This is a genomic window from Fibrisoma montanum (assembly GCF_003583365.1).
Taxonomy (GTDB): Bacteria; Bacteroidota; Bacteroidia; order Cytophagales; family Spirosomataceae; genus Fibrisoma; species Fibrisoma montanum.
This window is the reverse complement of record NZ_QXED01000010.1, coordinates 219,148-235,725: the sequence shown is the minus strand read 5'-3', so window position 1 is coordinate 235,725 and position 16,578 is coordinate 219,148. Positions and strand designations below refer to the sequence as shown.

The 16,578-nt window shown below is 52.1% G+C and carries 16 protein-coding genes; 12 read left to right on the top strand and 4 right to left on the bottom strand.

The genetic code is table 11. The features are described from left to right. Nucleotides 1-173 precede the first annotated feature (173 nt). The 6 genes from DYU11_RS27920 (at nt 174) to DYU11_RS27895 (ending at nt 6,219) form a co-directional block, all read left to right on the top strand. Entirely contained in the window at nt 174-2,138 is a 1,965-nt protein-coding gene (locus DYU11_RS27920) for a TonB-dependent receptor plug domain-containing protein (RefSeq protein WP_158600380.1), read from the top strand. Continuing rightward, nucleotides 2,138-3,034, top strand: coding sequence for a DUF4249 domain-containing protein (locus tag DYU11_RS27915; RefSeq protein ID WP_119671024.1), 897 nt, complete (start codon nt 2,138-2,140; stop codon nt 3,032-3,034). Before DYU11_RS27920 ends, DYU11_RS27915 begins: the two co-directional genes overlap by 1 nt. A 493-nt stretch (nt 3,035-3,527) precedes the next feature. After that, entirely contained in the window at nt 3,528-3,935 is a 408-nt protein-coding gene (locus DYU11_RS27910; protein WP_119671023.1) for a hypothetical protein, read from the top strand. A gap of 3 nt (nt 3,936-3,938) precedes the next feature. Then, nucleotides 3,939-4,616 (top strand): hypothetical protein, encoded by a 678-nt coding sequence (locus tag DYU11_RS27905; protein ID WP_147368057.1) that lies wholly within the window; start codon nt 3,939-3,941, stop codon nt 4,614-4,616. Nucleotides 4,617-4,747: 131 nt separating this feature from the next. Continuing rightward, entirely contained in the window at nt 4,748-5,530 is a 783-nt protein-coding gene (locus DYU11_RS27900) for a sensor histidine kinase (RefSeq protein ID WP_119671021.1), read from the top strand. A gap of 29 nt (nt 5,531-5,559) precedes the next feature. Further along, nucleotides 5,560-6,219: a response regulator transcription factor gene (locus DYU11_RS27895; protein ID WP_119671020.1), complete on the top strand. Its 660-nt coding sequence runs from the start codon at nt 5,560-5,562 to the stop codon at nt 6,217-6,219. Between the two features lie 104 nt (nt 6,220-6,323). Here the strand turns inward: DYU11_RS27895 and DYU11_RS27890 are convergent, their stop codons facing one another. Beyond that, nucleotides 6,324-7,112, bottom strand: coding sequence for an SDR family oxidoreductase (locus DYU11_RS27890; protein ID WP_119671019.1), 789 nt, complete (start codon nt 7,110-7,112; stop codon nt 6,324-6,326). A gap of 86 nt (nt 7,113-7,198) precedes the next feature. On the opposite strand from DYU11_RS27890, the gene DYU11_RS27885 reads away from it, so the two are divergent. Then, nucleotides 7,199-7,990, top strand: coding sequence for a DUF547 domain-containing protein (locus DYU11_RS27885; RefSeq protein WP_374756006.1), 792 nt, complete (start codon nt 7,199-7,201; stop codon nt 7,988-7,990). 8 nt (nt 7,991-7,998) lie between these two features. Here the strand turns inward: DYU11_RS27885 and DYU11_RS27880 are convergent, their stop codons facing one another. Further along, the gene (locus tag DYU11_RS27880; RefSeq protein WP_147368056.1) at nt 7,999-9,054 is read right to left on the bottom strand and encodes an NHL repeat-containing protein; all 1,056 of its coding nucleotides are present in this window, start codon (nt 9,052-9,054) and stop codon (nt 7,999-8,001) included. 135 nt (nt 9,055-9,189) lie between these two features. Here DYU11_RS27880 and DYU11_RS27875 point away from each other — a divergent pair, with 135 nt between their 5' ends. From DYU11_RS27875 to DYU11_RS27860, 4 genes are all read left to right on the top strand, one after another. Continuing rightward, on the top strand, nt 9,190-10,638 hold the full coding sequence (locus DYU11_RS27875) for a DASH family cryptochrome (protein ID WP_119671016.1): 1,449 nt from the start codon (nt 9,190-9,192) through the stop codon (nt 10,636-10,638). Nucleotides 10,639-10,739: 101 nt separating this feature from the next. Next, complete coding sequence (locus DYU11_RS27870) at nt 10,740-11,321, top strand: LemA family protein (protein ID WP_119671015.1); 582 nt, start codon at nt 10,740-10,742, stop codon at nt 11,319-11,321. Between the two features lie 87 nt (nt 11,322-11,408). Beyond that, a complete protein-coding gene (locus tag DYU11_RS27865; RefSeq protein WP_119671014.1) occupies nt 11,409-11,843 on the top strand; it encodes a TPM domain-containing protein in 435 nt (144 codons plus the stop codon). Then, nucleotides 11,836-12,675, top strand: coding sequence for a TPM domain-containing protein (locus DYU11_RS27860; protein WP_119671013.1), 840 nt, complete (start codon nt 11,836-11,838; stop codon nt 12,673-12,675). The genes DYU11_RS27865 and DYU11_RS27860 overlap by 8 nt, the downstream gene beginning before the upstream one ends. 7 nt (nt 12,676-12,682) lie before the next feature. Here the strand turns inward: DYU11_RS27860 and DYU11_RS27855 are convergent, their stop codons facing one another. After that, a complete protein-coding gene (locus DYU11_RS27855) occupies nt 12,683-13,255 on the bottom strand; it encodes a hypothetical protein (RefSeq protein ID WP_119671012.1) in 573 nt (190 codons plus the stop codon). Nucleotides 13,256-13,396: 141 nt separating this feature from the next. Here DYU11_RS27855 and lpdA point away from each other — a divergent pair, with 141 nt between their 5' ends. After that, complete coding sequence (lpdA, locus tag DYU11_RS27850) at nt 13,397-14,797, top strand: dihydrolipoyl dehydrogenase (RefSeq protein WP_119671011.1); 1,401 nt, start codon at nt 13,397-13,399, stop codon at nt 14,795-14,797. Nucleotides 14,798-14,856: 59 nt separating this feature from the next. Here the strand turns inward: lpdA and DYU11_RS27845 are convergent, their stop codons facing one another. Beyond that, entirely contained in the window at nt 14,857-16,518 is a 1,662-nt protein-coding gene (locus DYU11_RS27845; protein ID WP_119671010.1) for a hypothetical protein, read from the bottom strand. Nucleotides 16,519-16,578: the final 60 nt, after the last annotated feature.

Sequence of the window (16,578 nt, the reverse complement as noted above, 5' to 3'; positions counted from 1 at the left end):
GACTCCTGGACGATGGAATAGCGGTCCTCGGGGGTGAACGTTCGTCTGGTTTTGCTCATCATTTCTGAAGTTAAAAGGACTTAATTGTTTTTACAATTTTGTCCAACTCTTCAGGGGGCTAAGACAAACAATCTTTAGGTCTGGTAAGCATACCGGTTCAGCAACTGAAAGCAGTGCCAGCTCTGCTTGGGGAAAGTGACATCATCAAAGCGCTGGCTTTGACTCCGGGTGTAACAACGGGAAGCGAAGGAACTACGGGGCTACAGGTTCGTGGAGGAACGCCTGATCAGAATTTAATTATACTTGACGATGCGATCGTCTACAACGTATCGCATCTATTCGGATTTGTATCTACGTTTAATCCCGATGCCATCCACAAAGTTGATTTATATAAAGCAGGATTTCCTGCTCGTTATGGGGGGCGGTTGTCATCTGTAATTGATGTTACTATGAAAGAAGGTAACAACCAGCGCCGACGCGTGGAAGCAGGTGTGGGACTGGTTGGCTCCAGGCTGCTCATTGAAGGGCCATTAGGTGACAGCTTGAATGGGCGTTCGTCCTACATGGTTTCCGCTCGCAGTTCCTATTTTACGCTGTTTCTACTGCCAACATTAATTGCGTTCCATCGAGCCAATAGCGGACAGTATTTTAATTATTGGTTATACGATATCAACGCAAAAGCCAATCACCAATTCCGGGACGGGGGCCGATTGTTGGTTAGTGTTTATAATGGCAATGACTTTTGGGGGGCTCAGGAGGGATCAAGAACGGACCGCTCTAGTTTCAACCTAAATTGGGGTAACACAACGGCAACTTTAAGATATACCAGAACTTTGCTAAGTAATTTATTTTTTCGCTCCACCCTAACTTACTCCCGCTACAGATATAGTATTGAAACACAGGCAAGGACCCGACAGAATGATGCTTGGGAAACGGTTCAACGCCTACAAGCCAGTTCCACTGTGCGGGATTTAACCGCTAAGGTTGGGTTTGAATGGACCCCAAATACTAAACACACCGTAATGGCAGGCGTAGACTTGATAAAACATCGGTTTCGTCCCACGCAAATCGAAACTACTTACGCTTTAAACCCTGACACATTAACTCGTATCAACGCAAGTAAACCGGCTACTGAAATGGCGGCTTACCTCGAGGATGAGCTACGCCCCGTCAGATGGCTAAAAACTAACCTAGGGCTGAGAGCTGTATCATATCAAGTCGGTGCGCGTAACTATGAGTATGTTGAGCCTCGCCTTACGCTTAACGTGATACCAAGTCAGCGGGTTGCCGTTAAGTTGGCCTACACTCAGATGCACCAATTTGTCCACTTACTTTCAAGCAATAGCATAGGGCTGCCTAACGACATTTGGGTACCAGCTACAGAGCAAGTTCCTCCGCAAGCTTCTGAACAAACCGCCGTTGGAGTTACCTATACCGTTCCCGCTTATTCACTCAACCTGTCTATAGATGCTTATCTGAAGCGTTCTACAAACTTGATTGATTATCAAACTGGGACTAACTTCTTGACTAATTTCAATCGTCGATGGGAAACGACCGTAGAGCGCAATGGCGTAGGCGAGAGCAGAGGGATAGAAGTTATGGCATCCAAAACACAGGGGCAACTAACGGGCTGGGTAAGTTATACACTGGCTCGCCATCGCCGACGCTTTGCGACCATTGACCAAAACCGCTGGTATGCGGCTTCGTTTGATCGGCGTCATGTTTTTTCAATGACTGGGCAGTGTAAATTTAGTGAGAAAGTTAGTGGTGTTGCTACTTGGATATTTCAATCAGGTCAGCCGACCACTGTTCCAATATCATTGCAAGAAAATATTGGTCAAGAAGCGACTGCATATCCAATTCTTATTTACGGTGATCGTAATAATTACCGAATGCCTGCTTATCACCGTTTAGATTTAGGAATAACCGTGCAACATCGCACACGTAGGTTTCGTAACGCTCAATGGTCGTTCGGCGTCTATAATGCTTACAACCGCGCTAATCCCTTCTACTTAGATATTGAGCGTGGGCTGTTGTGGGGAGGAAACAGGCAGATTATTGGCTACGATTACAAAGTAGTTCGTAAGGCAGTGTTTCCTGTTTTACCCTATGTAAGTTATAATCTAGTGTTTGATTGATGATCTATCGTGTCCTGTCTCTTTTACTGTTAACCGGTGCGTTTAGTTGCACTAAAGATTTAGGCGTCGATCTGCCTTACGAAGGTAATCGGTTGATACTATATGGTGTGCTCTCGCCAGATAGTGTGGTTACTCTCCGAGTAGGACATAGTTATCCGCCGACTGGCCGTTCGGTGTTTGATGATGGTATCCAAACCGCCGAAGTGCACCTGTATGAAGACAGTATACTGGTTGATAAATTAGCTCATCAAGGTGAGGGATTTTATGTTTCTACAACTTCATTTAAGCCAACTGCTGGCAAGTCTTATTACTATCAAGTTTTGGCCACTGGCTATCCCCAAGCCCAAAGTAAGCCAGAGCGGATACCAGATCCGGTCAAGTTTCAAAATTACAAATTTGATGAAGTAATACGCTCAACCATTAACAGCGGATTCCCAACACGTAAATTAACTCTTAGCTTCATTGATGATACTCAGCCAGACAGTTATTATGCAGTAGATCTAAGAGCCTATTTGGAGGATCAGGTGTTGGCAATCAACACATTTGGTTTAGATCGCCCAGATGACGTAGAAGATGGCTGTGGCTTTCGCAGTGCTGGAGAGTTAAACGAATACAACTTATCGGACATCTGCTTTAATGGGCAATCGACGATTGTTAGGATAGGCGTTGAATTACAAGGGTACATCCAGCCCGGTGGCCGGGTAGGATCAGCTGACGAAATTATTTTAAGTCTACGACGTACAAACCGCGGCTATTATGAATATAAACGAACATTTAATGCCGTGGAAGGCTTTTTACAAGCGTTCCAACCACCTCAGCTTCGTTACTCAAATATTGATGGGGGTTATGGCATCATCCTAGTGTACAGTAAAGACGAAATACTTCTAAAACCGTAATTCAGGCACATAATAGTTCAACGGAATACACTACAAACACTCCAATGTTAAAGTGCATTGTCTCGATTCAAGAAAGTATTAGTCAAGAATTAATTAGCCAAATGGGCAGGACAGGCTGAAGAGAAGCTTTAATAATTTAGTAAAGTTGTTTCCCCAGCTTTGCAGACATAGAACAACAATGACTTGCCAATCAGATTGTTAGCAAGTCATTCGTAACCTAACCTATGAGATGAGAAAATCGTTCTGATCTAGTCCGTCTGGCGCTCGATCAAGTACGTTACAAAGGTATAGCCGTGTAGTTTAGCATATGAGCGCAGAAACCCCTTTTTTGGGTATTTCGCGCAAAACAGGCAGAAATCCGCACTTTGATACGTAGTTCTACGTATTTGATTCCCGTTATGGCTGGAAAAGGGCCTATGACTTTTTAGTCGATTGACAAGCCGGAGAATAAGTGATAGCTTTCAACGGTTAATTCTCACTAGTTCACGTATATATGCCAGTTTTTACTAAAGATGCCGGTCGGTTCCTGGCGTCAGAAGAAGTCGTTCCGCTTAAAGAAGCGTACAAGAAGCGCAAGGCCGAATCCGGTCTCGCAAAAGATAAAGTAGTACAGTCCGAGTTTTTTGGGATCGATCAGATTCAGCGTTTGCTCGACCAGCCGGGTTGCGTAGGGCTGCGGATTCACCACGCCAAACGCTGGGAGGACGAAAATGGCCGGCCAACGGCGTCGGGTAAAGGCGATCTGAAACCCCGGGTTCTGCTGACGGCCGTGGATAGCGCCGGCCGGGATTTACCAGTCAGATCGGCTAATGCAGGCTTAAAAGATAGTATGGGCAGAGCAGAGGCTTTAGGGGATGGACCCGTTTGCCCACGGCATTGCGCCGAAGATGACATCCAATAGTATATGTGGGAAAAGTTTGTTCAGCTTAGTGTTCAATACCCTTTAGACTTGCTTTCTCACGTTGCCAGTCTGTTGCCGGTCTTTGTTGGTGTCTTATTCCTGAACCAGTTAAGACCGGCAGCTAAGCTGATGGTACTGCTCGTAGGGTTGTTTTTTCTGAAAGATTCAATTGCTCTGTACCACAGCCTGCGTAGTGAGAGTAACTTATATTTATTCAATCTTCAGTCGTTTGTTGAAATTGGGGTTGTTGGGGCAACATACGCCGTGGTATCGCCTGTCTCGATAAAGAAAGTGATTATAAGTGTTGCCATAACCTGTTTATTGATTAATGTAATCTTCTACAGTAGTATCGAATTGTCGCCCGGAAATCTGACCGTAGCCCGGCTGTTTATGTTAGCTGTCGTTCTGATGTACTTAACCCGGATAACGAATCAGGTGATGGTCCACAATATTATGACCCACGATTTATTCTGGTTCAGTGCGGGTTTACTGGTATACATTGCGGGAACGTTCTTTATATTTTTGTTCGGACGTTATTTATTTGAAGAAACAACGTCTCTTGATACGTTTAATTTATACTGGAACATACAGCAGGTGGTATACATACTCTTTTGCATCATTTCGGCTGTAGGTTTGTGGATGAGTCGGTTCGAGCGCTCCAGGCCACTTCAGGCCGTGTAGAGGAGTTGCTGTTTGGACTCGCATCAGGCTGAATGGCCTGAGAGGTGTTTATTCATCGTAATCAGAAGAAGATGGCTGACCATCAGTAATGTACAGTTGTGGACGCTTACACAGTTAAATTATATATCGCCATGGGAACCGCCGTTCTGTTGATGATGGTTGTCTTCATCATCATCTTTGTGGCCTACTACCAGCAAAAACAGGTGAAGCAGCAACTGGCGTTTAAAGAGCTTCAGGAACAGCATCGGCGTGAGCTTATGGCCGCTACGTTTCGGGGGCAGGAGGAAGAGCGTCGCCGACTGGCGGCTGAGTTGCACGACGGGATCGGAACGATGCTGTCGGTTACTAAGTTGAGTTTGAACCAGGTAGAGCGACAGGTAGGCGGTGAAGTCCGGGTGGGGTTGCAGTTTCAGAAAACCCGTTCCATGCTCGACGAAACCATGACCAATGTCCGGCGGATCAGCCGCGACCTGGTGCCGACTACCCTCGAACGGTTCGGATTTCTGGCCGCTCTGGAAGAACTGGCCGAGCGGGCTACCGATAGCGACCTGCAGGTACATCTGGATTGTCCCGAATCGGTGGCGCAACTGACGGCCCCGCTGGAGCTGATGCTGTACCGTATTGCCCAGGAACTGCTCAACAATGCCATTCGTCATGCCCGGGCTCACCATATTACGATTCAGTTGTATTGCCAGGCCGACGAAATCCGGCTGTCGGTTCTGGACGATGGCGTCGGCTTCGATTTCGATGCCATCATGGAAGATAAACAGCGTGGTTTAGGACTGCGCAACATTGAGAGTCGCCTGAGCGTGGTCAACGGCCACGTAACCTTCGACGTGGCACCCGGCCGCGGTTCGCAAATTCACGTACAGATTCCGCTCAGCGACCCTAAACCCGTCGCGTTAATGTCCTGACCAACCGCTCTTCAACCGAACCAATGAGTATGCGTAAAATTAAACTGGCGCTTTGCGACGACCATACCCTGTTTCGGGTTGGGATGTCTACAATTCTTGGCCAGATTCATGATTTTGAACTGATTCTGGAAGCTGCCAACGGGCAGGAACTGATCGATAAAATACCCCGCAAAACCCCGGATGTCGTGCTGCTGGACCTGCAGATGCCGGTTATGGACGGAACGGCCACGGCCGATTACCTGCGTGAACATTATCCACTGATCAAAATCGTCGTTCTGACCATGCACGATGAGGATCGGATGGTGCTGCACCTGCTCGAAAAGGGCGTGAGCGGCTACCTGCTGAAAGACGCCGAAGCCGGCGAAGTTGAGAAAGCCGTGCGCAAGGTCATGGACGAGGGGGTGTACCTCAACGAGTTTGTCTCGAAGGCAATGCTCCGGAAGATGACCAACAAAACAACCGTGGCTAAACCGGCCAACCCGTTTTATAACAGCAAGGTGCTGCTGTCGGAGCGTGAAAAAGAAGTACTGCGGCTGATCTGCGAAGGCCTGTCAACGAACGAAATCAGCGAGCGCGTTTTTCTGAGCCCACGTACCGTAGAGGGCCACCGCCTGCGTATTCTCGAAAAAACCGGTACCAAAAACACCGCCGGCATGGTGGCCTACGCGTTTAAGAATAGTTTAGTGTAAAGAGGGAGAAAAGGAGGAAGGGGAGGAGAGGAGGAAAGGAAAAAATGGATTTTCATTGTGGAATCCTCTTCTCCTTTTCTCCCTCCTCCCCTTCCTCCTTTTTTTTAAAGACTCCCCGTTTTGCCGCCGTCTACCGGGACGTTGATGCCACTGATCGCTGCGGCTGCGGGTGTGCATAGAAACGCGGCTGCCGCGGCTACTTCCTCGGCCGTAGCAAAGCGGCCAATCGGAATCTCACTTTCCATCTGGGCGGCTACTTCGTCTTCGGTTTTGCCCGACGAACTGGCCCGCATGGCCAGTACTGCATCCAGCCGCGCCGTACGGGTGTAGCCGGGCAGTACATTGTTGACCGTAATGCCGAACTTGCCCAGTTCGAGCGACAGCGTTTTGGCCCACTGCGCCACTGCCCCCCGGATGGTGTTTGATACGCCCAGCCCGACGATCGGTTGCTTGACCGACGTGCTGATGATGTTGACAATACGGCCGTAGCCTGCCTGCTTCATCGCCGGAACGACGGCCTGCACCAGCGTCTGGTTGTTCAGCAGGTGGTTGTGAAACGTTTGAATAAACTCTTCAGGTTTGGCGTCAAGCAATGGGCCGCCGGCTGGTCCGCCCGTGTTGTTGATCAGGATATGAACGTCAGGATACTGCTGTACATGCTGCGTAATGGCCTCCTGCACAGCGCCCGGTTCACTGAAGTCAGCAACGAGGTAGCGGTGCGTTTGCCCATGCCGGGTGCTTAGTTCGTTCAGGGTTGCGTTGAGCGCATCTTCATTGCGGGCGATCAGCACTACGTTGGCACCCAGCAGGGCCAGTTCCATAGCCGTTGCCCGACCGATCCCCTGAGTGCTGCCACCCACCAGGGCGGTTTTTCCGGTTAAATCAAGATTCATGCGATTGCTGAAGGATAGCGGTTGATCCGTTTAGGATCAAACCTTTTGTAAAGGACTGGCGTATGTATCTAAAAAGTAGATTACTCATGATTAGGACACGAAACCTCACGCGGGTCGGTTTGTTAGCCGGCCTGATTCTCCTGCTGTCAATGGCTTTTATAAACCCACGTACTGCTTTGGCAGCGACCACGGGGACTGCGCCTGTTGATCACAGTATCTTCGATCAACTGCTTAAAAAGTACGTTGATGAGCGTGGGCAAGTTAACTACAAAGGATTCAGGAAAGACCAGGCTGAGTTTAAAAAATACCTTGAACTGCTTAGCAGGAACCCGCCGGCAGCCTCGTGGAGCAAAAATGAGCAGATGGCCTACTGGATCAATGCCTACAACGCCTTCACAATTCAGTTGATTCTGGATCACTACCCCGTTCAGAGCATCAAGGACATTGGCAGTAAGATTCAGATTCCGTTCGTGACAACGCCCTGGGCCATTAAGTTTATTCCTGTCGGAAAGGAAAAGATCAGCCTCGATAACATTGAGCACGGTACACTCCGCAAGAAGTTTGATGACCCCCGCATTCACTTCGCGCTGGTGTGCGCGTCGAAGTCGTGCCCGCGGTTACGGAACGAAGCATACGTGGCCGAAAAGCTCGACAGTCAGCTTAATGATCAGGGCCGCGACTTCCTGAACAATCCGGCTAAAAACGCCATTTCGCCTAAACAGGCCAGTCTGTCGAAGTACTTCGACTGGTACAAGGGCGACTGGAAAGACAAGGGTAAATCCATTGAAGAGTGGGTCAATCGGTATTCAAACACCAAAATCAATAGCAGTACGAAGATCTCGTTCATGGACTATAACTGGAATCTGAACGAGCAGTAGAAGCAGGTTTAATCAGCTCGTTTGGCAACGGTCGTGACCGTACCGTCAGCCGATAAGCGCCGGATGCAGTCGTTGCCTCCGTCGATGATGTAGATGTTCTGCCGACTGTCGATGGTTAGGGCACAGCGTTGGGGGAAGTTGAACAGGGCGGTCAGCGCTTTCCCGTCTTTATATCCCTCTTTCGACCGGCCACCCATATTGACGTTGTTAGGTTGAATCTCACTGTTACCGGCCAGGGTCGCTACGGTCTCATTGGCTACTTTGATGATGCGGTTCAGGCGGCCGTCGGCGAAGATAACGGCTCCAGTACGGTCGATGAGAATGTCCTGGGGCGCCATTAGCTCCGCTTTGCTGATGGTGCCCTGTACGTAGACGGGGTGAAATTCCCGCTTGCCGCAAAGCCCGGCTACCGTGCTGATGGTTCCATTGGAAGCTATCTTTTTGATGCACCGCCCGCTGCCATCGCTAACGTACAGGCTGCCCTGAGCGTCAACACCCATGCCGGCCAGCCATCTGGTTTTGAGCGCCGGGTTTTCGCGGGTGTTCACCACCGTAGATACCAGGCCGTTCGTACCAATTTTACGGATGAGGTAGAAGTCGCCGAGGTTGTCTTTGTTGGTGTTGTCCCGCTCCGCTACGTAGATGGTCCCCGTAGCGTCGACGTCAATATGCTCAATACCGCGAAACTGAGCAGTTGCCAGGGGGCCATCCTTGCGGGAAGCGGTAAACGGTACCCCGGCGAACATACTTACTTTACCATCCGGCGTCATTTTCCAAATCACTTCATCGTCGGCCATATAGACATTATCCCGGCTATCAATGGCCATGGCGTTGCAACTCGGGTAAGGCGACTTTTTGATGTCCTTTCGAATGTCGTCAGTAACGACGGATAAAGTACCCTGAGGTGATAACCTGAGAATCCGTCCGCGGTACACATGAATGATCAGGTTATCCTGACTGTCGACCACGAACGCCATGGGGGAGGAGGGTAGTTTAGCAACGGGCGGCTGCGCCAGAGCGGCACCCGCTAGTAGGGCGATGAGGGGTAATGTGTTGATAGTCATGTTGGTGGGTATTTGATGTACGAAGGTACAGCGAGGCCGTAATGATAGGTCGGTGAGTTTAGCAAACGGCGTGGGCAATAAACATAATCGGGGCTCCGGCGTTGACAGAGTATAGATACTTTACGATTACTGATTATGCCCAAACGTATCCTGTACTGGTTCCGTAACGACCTGCGTCTGCACGACAACGAAGGCTTTGCCCGTGCCGTTGCCGATGCTGATGAAGTCCTGCCTGTTTTTGTGTTCAATCCCCGGTTGTTTACCGAGCTTCCCAAGCTTGGATTCATGAAAACGGGCATTTACCGGGCCAGTTTCCTGCTCGAAAGCGTTGCCGACCTGCGTCAGTCCATACGGGCGAAAGGAGGTGAACTGCTCATACGGATTGGCGATCCCGCCAGTATTTTGGCCGAACTGGCCGAATCCGCCGATGTGGCGGCTGTGTACGCCAGTAAGGAGGTGACGCAGGAAGAAACCGATGCCGAATCGAATCTAAGCAAGCGGCTGAAACCCCTCAACGTCGATCTTGACCTGTTCTGGGTTGCTACGCTCTACCACGTGCGGGATTTGCCGTTCGAAATTTCAAAGCTACCGAATGTTTTCAGCCAGTTCCGTACGCGGGTGGAGAAATACGGGAAAGTTCGGCCAACAGTACCGGCTCCGGAACGTATTCGCAACGTACCGGATGTTGACGTTGGCGACATGCCGACCCTGGCCACCTTTGGGTTTGCGCCCGAAGTAACCCTGGATAGTCGGGCTGCCGTGGCTTTTAAGGGAGGTGAGACCGTAGCCATCGAACGACTCAGGCGCTACGTCTGGGAGCGCGAGCTGGTCCGCACCTATAAAGAAACCCGCAACGGGATGCTCGGCGAAGACTACTCATCCAAGTTCTCGGCCTGGCTCGCTCACGGCTGTTTGTCGCCCCGGCTGATCTACGAAGAAGTCAGCCGCTACGAGGAAGAACGCGTCAAAAATGAGTCGACGTACTGGCTGATTTTTGAACTGATCTGGCGGGATTTTTTCCGGTTTGTGGCTCTTCGCTACGGCACCCGGCTGTTCAAGCCCAGCGGTATTCAACATGACTTTAATCGCAAATGGCGACGCGACACCGATCTGTTTATCCGGTGGGCCGAAGGAGAAACCGGCATTCCGTTCATTGACGCCAACATGCGGGAGATGAACGCCACCGGCTTTATGTCGAATCGGGGGCGGCAGAATGTCGGCAGCTTTCTGGTGAACGATCTGGGCATCGACTGGACCTGGGGGGCGGCCTACTTCGAAAGCCTGCTCGTCGACTACGATGTGTGCAGCAACTGGGGCAACTGGAACTACGTAGCCGGGGTGGGGAACGACCCGCGCGAGGGCCGGTATTTCAATATCTACTCGCAAGCCACCCGCTACGATGAACAGGGTGATTACGTCAGGCACTGGCTCCCGGAACTCGCCCACGTACCGGGCAGCAAGGTTCATCTGGTGTCGAATCTGACCCGGGCGGAACAGGAGCAGTTCGGGGTGGCGCTGGGCGATACGTATCCGTTACCGATTGTCAATCCAAACAAGTGGCTCAGGCCAGAAAAGAGCCATTGACACCATTTTTTGAAAACAAATCAATAGTTTTATTCAGTTTTGTCTTAGAAACATGCGTGACGGAGCACACACCTTCATGCATAACCTATACAATAAAAACCATGTCACGAACCTTAATTATTGTCGTTGTTATTGCCGTACTGCTGGGTATGTACGGTTGTAGTTCTTACAATGGCTTAGTCGAGAAAGATACGCAGGTCGAAAACGCCTGGGCCAATGTCCAAACACAATATCAGCGCCGGGCCGATCTGATCCCGAACCTCGTCCGGACGGTACAGGGTGTTGCCAACTTCGAAAAAAGTACGTTGACGGCCGTTCAGGAAGCCCGTTCGAAAGCGACCGGTATCAGCCTCTCTGCCGACCAGCTGACGCCCGAGAACCTGCAGCGGTTCCAGCAGGCACAGGATCAACTGGGCGGGTCGCTGTCGCGGTTGCTGGCAGTCGCCGAAAACTATCCGCAGCTCCGGGCCACGCAGAACTTCTCAGAACTGCAGGCGCAGCTGGAGGGTACTGAAAACCGGATTGCCGTAGCACGTAACGATTTCAACGGCGTAGCGACCGGCTACAACCAGTCGGTACGGTCGTTCCCGAACAACATCTTTGCCGGGCTCTTCGGCTTTGAACGGAAGGGGCTGTTTGAAGCCAGTCAGGCTGCCCAGCAGGCACCAACGGTTCAGTTTTAATTGCTAATTGCATGGGGCTTGGGGCGTAGGGTTTGGGGTAATTCCTGAACGCTATGCCCCAGGCTCCACGCCCTTTGCCCCAGCGCCATGCAAGCTAATCCGTTTTCTGCTGAGCAGCAGCAGCGCATTATTGAAGCCATTCGGCAGGCCGAGAAAGCTACATCCGGCGAAATCCGGGTGCATGTTGAGCCGCAATGCCCGAGTCCAGACCCCGTCCAGCGAGCCATCGAGGTCTTTGCCCGGCTGGGTATGCACCAGACCAAAGAACAGAATGGGGTCCTGTTTTATCTGGCCCATGCCGATCGGAAATTCGCCGTCATTGGCGATACCGGCATTAACGCAAAAGTGCCGGCCGACTTCTGGGAAAGCACGAAAGGCATCCTGCGCAGCCACTTCGCAACAGGCGATTATACCGAAGGGCTTTGTCGGGGTATCGAACGGGCGGGCCAGCAGTTGAAGCAGTTTTTTCCATACGCCAGCGACGACACCAACGAACTCGCCGACGACATTTCGTTTGACTAACACTTCCGTGAACGTACCCTTTCTGACAACATATACCGTCCGGACCGTCAGTTTGTGGATGCTGGTATTGCTGCTGGCTTTCACAACCGGACTGCGGGCGCAGAACCTCCCGTCGACGGCCGACTCGGTAATTCCCAACCGACCCAGCCCACCCCGGCTTGTTAACGACTTTGTGGGAATTCTGAGTCCGGGCGACCGGGCGCAACTTGAGCAGAAACTGCGGGCCTATAACGATTCAACCTCTACGCAGATTACCGTTGTGATCGTCCGGTCGACGGAGCCGTACCCGATCGGTGATTTTGCGTTTCAGGTGGGACGCAAATGGGGCGTCGGGCAGCAGGGGAAAAACAACGGACTGGTGATTGCCTGGGCCACGCAGACCCGAAAAGTCTTCATTGCAACGGGCTACGGACTTGAGGGAGCCATCCCCGACGCCATTGCCAAACGCATTATCAGCAACACCATTGTTCCTAATTTTAAGCAGGAACAGTATTACCAGGGGCTGGACCAGGCCACTACCGAGATCATTCGGCGAGCCAGTGGTGAGTATGACGCCGAAGCGTCGGACGAGGATGGCGGTGGGGGTGGCTTCATCGTTTTCGTCATCCTGGCCATCATTATCGTCGCGATCATCTGGGGCCGTCGAAACGGCGGTGGGGGTACCCGCTACCGGGGTGGTGGCTGGGGTGGTCCGGTCTTCTTCCCAACGTCTACCTTCTCCGGCTGGGGATCCTCCGGTGGGGGCGGCTGGAGTGGCGGGGGCGGTGGTGGCGGCTTCGGCGGTTTTGGGGGCGGTAGCTTCGGGGGCGGTGGAGCCGGTGGGGATTATTAAGTAATCGCTACTGAATTCGTCCTTCTACCCGAAACTCGTTCTTGTCGAAATAGGAGAGTTGCTGAAAGCCGGTAAGCTGATAGTGCCGCACCTGCCATTGGTTGCCGCCGGCCGGGCCGCTCTCCAGGAGCAGGCGACGTTCGGAGGTGTAAAGCGGATTGCCGGTACGTAAAACGGCCTCGATTCGGCGCGGTTGCCGCGTGGTGGGGTCAAGCTGTACCCGCAGTGACCGAACGGTCAGTTTTTCTTCCCCTTTTTTCAGCGTGTATTGATACGTCATCGAATCGGGCCGGACGATCTGATAGCTGTTGCGCAGGGCCGGTTTGTTGATATCCGCCTGCGAGAACAGTTCCAGTTCGCGGTTCCAGTTGATGTTACGAGTAGCCTGCTGACTGCGCTCTCCTTTAATCTGAGTAGCTTTGCTGACCAGTGGTTTCTGTTGCGAAAGCAGCGTGATCTGTCGTTGCACAAACCCGGCTACGTCGTAGTACACACTGGGCTGGGTCTGTTGAGCAGGATTGTTGCAGCCGGCCATAAAAACCAGCGCTGAAAAGACGAAGAGGATACGAGTGGAATGCATGGATGAGGTACTGACTACCCTCCCGAAGGAGATCATTACTGAACCACCAACACGAATTTCGGTAAATCAGTTTGGTCTATCGAAATCTGAACCAATTTTGCATCAACAATGCTTATTAATTAGCTAACTATCGAACTTCATATGGAATATGACGTTATCGTCATTGGCTCCGGGCCAGGCGGTTACACCGGCGCAATTCGTTGCGCTCAGTTAGGCTTAAAAACAGCCATTATTGAGAAATACCCTACCCTCGGCGGTACGTGTCTGAACGTAGGCTGCATTCCGTCCAAGGCAATGCTCGACTCATCAGAACATTTCTACAACGCAGCCCACACGTTTGCCGAACATGGCATTCAGCTCGCTGATCTGAAAGTGGATCTTAACCAGATGGTGGTCCGCAAGCAGGGCGTGGTTGATCAGACGACGAAGGGGGTGGCGTTCCTGATGAAGAAAAACAAGATTGACGAAATTCACGGCGTCGGGACGTTCGTTGATCCGCATACGATAAAAATCACCAAAGCCGACGGGGCAGAGCAGACCATTACGGGTAAGAACATCATCATCGCGACGGGCTCAAAACCGTTGTCGTTCCCGTCGATGCCCATCGATAAGAAGCGAATCATTACGTCAACCGAAGCCCTGACGCTGGAACAGGTACCGAAGCACCTGGTCATCATCGGGGCGGGCGTTATTGGGGCCGAACTGGGCTCGGTGTACGCTCGTCTGGGGGCCAAAGTGTCGTTCGTGGAGTTTGCCGATGCCATGATCCCGACTATGGACCGGACCATGGGTAAAGAGCTTCAGAAAGCCATCAAGAAGCTGGGCGCGGATTTCTATTTCAATCACAAAGTGACCAGCGTCGAGAATAAAGGCGACGAGGTGGTGGTGAACATTGACACACCGAAGGGTGAGCAGATGACGTTGACCGGCGATTACTGCCTGGTATCTGTCGGCCGCCGTCCCTACACCGATGGCCTGAACCTCGAAGCCGCCGGACTGAGCACCGACTCGCGTGGCAAGATTGAGGTCGATAACCACCTGCGTACAAAGGTGCCGCATATCTACGCCCTGGGCGACGTGATCCGGGGGGCTATGCTGGCGCACAAAGCCGAAGAGGAAGGTACGTTCATTGCCGAAACGATTGTGGGGCAGAAGCCGCACATCAATTATAAACTGATTCCGAACGTAGTGTACACCTGGCCCGAAGTGGCGGCTGTGGGCTACACGGAAGAAGAACTGAAACAGGAAGGTATTCCGTACAAAACCGGATCGTTCCCGTTCAAGGCCCTGGGGCGTGCACGCGCCAGTATGGATATCGACGGTCTGGTGAAAGTGCTGGCACATAAAGAAACGGACGAGTTGCTGGGCGTGCACATCATCGGACCGCGTGCGGCCGATATGATTGCCGAAGCCGTAGTGGCGATGGAGTTCCGCGCTTCAGCCGAGGACGTATCACGCATGTCGCACGCGCATCCGACGTATACCGAAGCGTTTAAGGAAGCTTGTCTGGCGGCTACCGACAACCGGGCCATCAATATGTAAAAACAAGCCCCACCGGTACCTAACCGGTGGGGCTTGTTTGATAAATACAGTATTGAAGGCTAAAAACTCTTGTCCAGAATTTTTTCAAGTTCCTCAGACGCGTCCGGTAAGGGCGCGTTTCGTTTTGCGATCTTACCGGTTCGGTTAATGACCGTAGCGGAAATCTCCTCGACGGGTCGTAGTTGTTCAATGATATCCGAAAACTGACCTTCTGTTGCCAGCACGTGGTCGCCAGCCAGATTGTACCGGGTGCTGATCTCGGGCCAGAGGGTTTTCTCGGTGTTGGGCATGGGTACGTACACCAGGGCAAACTCGCGGGCACGGTACTGATTGCGCAGCCGCTGGGCGTCGATAGCCGCCTGCCTGCCCGCATCGGTCGTCGGCGAGGTCATCAGCACGTAGATGACTTTTCCCCGATTGGCATTGACCACCTGATTCAACAGGTTGAAGCCATCAGCACCGGCGTTCTGGGTAACGAACACCCCCGGCGAAATTTCCAGGCTCTGCGCCGTTGAACCGGTTTTAGCCAGCGTCCGGACGGCCGACCGGATGCGGGCACTGTCTTTCACCTGGAGCTGATACAGCTCGCTGAGCGACTCCACCAGTTGCGGGTCGTTGAGTTTGGGCCTCATGTAGTTATACAGCAGATCAACGTAATTGAGTGTCAGGCCGGGTAAGGCTTGCGCCAGCCAATACGCAGCTACGTATTCCATGGACGTACTGTCAAACGCCTGCCGCCCTCTTTGCAGCAGCGCTTCGTAGTTGACCAGTCGGGTAAGCGTATCGGCATTGCGACGGAGCAGGGTGTCAAAAAAGCGCAGGTCGGATGCCTTCGCCGAATTTTTGATTTTGTATTCCTCAAGCCGCTCCCGGTCGTTTTCGCTAAGATTACGGCCGTACTGTTCCAGCAACGTAGCCAGCGTGCGGACCGACAGGCCGTTGTTACGTCCGGAAACCGGCGTAGACGCCTGTTGCACAACGTACTCCGAAAAACGGTTGGTAGCCGCAGCCCGGGCCGCTGTCAGCAGCGGATCGCTCAATGGACGGAGGGAGTCTGCCAGGGCTACCGTGCCACCTTCAAAAGCCGCTTTGTCGTATAAAAACGAAACGGCATTGTACCGGCTGGTAGCGGTTACCCACCGGGTCAACAGTGGAAATGGTTTTTCCTTGCCCGCAAACGCCCGGAACGGTGCATTGTACGCATCGAACAGAGCGGTATACGCCCGGGTGTCGCTCATGCCCGTTACCTGCCGGGATAGTTTTCTGGCATCTGGTTTATCAGCGTAACCAGCCTCAAACGCTTTATACCGGGCATACTGCTGGTTTACCTGGGCGTTTGTTCCCGTGAACCGGAAGGGAACGGCCGCCGTGAACAGCGAGTCGGCGTCGAGCGTGATGGTAATGGTCCCGGGGGCGGCCAGAAAAGCCGTTGAAATGCGGCCGTAGTTGAAATAAAGTTCTTCCTGAGAATAAATCAGCGGAACAGACACCCGGAACGTACCGTCGGCATTGAGCGGAGCAGGCCGCACGAGTTCACGACTGGCCTGCAGGATGTTGTTGCGGCTGATTAGTACCTGGGGCGATTCGCGGTAGAGTCGGGCCGTCAGGTGATCGATGCGCCCCGACACGATGACCGAATCAGGCTGGGCAACAGAAGGGGTAACAGCAAAAAGACAGACTGCTGCCAGCGCGAGGCAACAGAACAGAAATAATTTTCTCATGAATTGACAAGATCGGTCCACAAGGTAATAACAAATGAAACCAGAAAACTGCCAATTGAT